Consider the following 887-nt stretch of genomic DNA (forward strand, 5'->3'; position numbering starts at 1 on the left):
CGTTGCCGGGAAGCCACCCGGGTGGGTGTGGACCTGGCCAAGCAGGTGATCCAGGTGCACGCGGTGGATAGGCGCGGCCGGGTGATCACCAGCCGGGCGCTGCGACGCGATCAGTTCCTGCCGTGGTGCGCGCAATTGCCCACGGGTTGCCTCGTGGCGATGGAGGCCAGCTCAAGCGCCCACCACTGGGGCCGCCGGCTGCAAGCGATGGGGCTGGACGCACGCATCATCTCCGCACAGCTGGCCGCGCCGTACCGCATGCAAGGCCACAACGGCAAGAACGACGCCAACGACGCAGCCGCGATCTGCGAGGCGGCGAGCCGACCGACCATGCGGTTCGTGCCGGTGAAGTCGGTCGAGCAGCAAAGCATGATGTGCGTGCACAAGCTGCGCGAAGGCTACAAGGAAGAACGCACCGCGTGCATCAACCGCATCCGCGGCCTGCTGGCCGAGTTCGGGCTGGTGTTCGCGCAAGGCCCAAAGGCGCTGAAGGCGGTGTTGCACGAGGTGCTGGAAGACGCCGACAACGAACTGGGCGGCCTGGCGCGGATGGCCCTGCAGCAAGCGGCGATGCACTGGCGCGAACTGGACGATCACATCGTCTGGTGTGACGAGCGCATTGCCGAACACCAACGCAACCACGCCGAGGTGCGGCGTGCCGCACAACTGATCGGTGTTGGTCCGATCACGGCTTCGGCGGCCGTGGCGAGCGTTGGCGACTTCAAGCAGTTCAAGAGTGGCGCGCAGTTCGGCGCCTGGCTGGGGCTGGTGCCCCGGCAGCGCTCCAGCGGTGGCAAGAGCCAGTTGGGGGGCATCACCAAACGAGGCCAGACCTACTTGAGGATGCTGCTGGTGCAGGCGGCCAAGTCGGCGGTGATGACGGCACA

The 887-nt window shown here is 67.2% G+C and carries 1 protein-coding gene; it reads left to right on the forward strand.

Annotated elements, in window-relative coordinates; genetic code table 11:
• On the forward strand, positions 1-887 hold an 887-nt coding region (locus M8A51_RS26175; RefSeq protein WP_251781563.1), incomplete at both ends, for an IS110 family RNA-guided transposase.

It is taken from the genome of Caldimonas mangrovi (assembly GCF_023721835.1).
Lineage (GTDB): Bacteria > Pseudomonadota > Gammaproteobacteria > Burkholderiales > Burkholderiaceae_C > Caldimonas > Caldimonas mangrovi.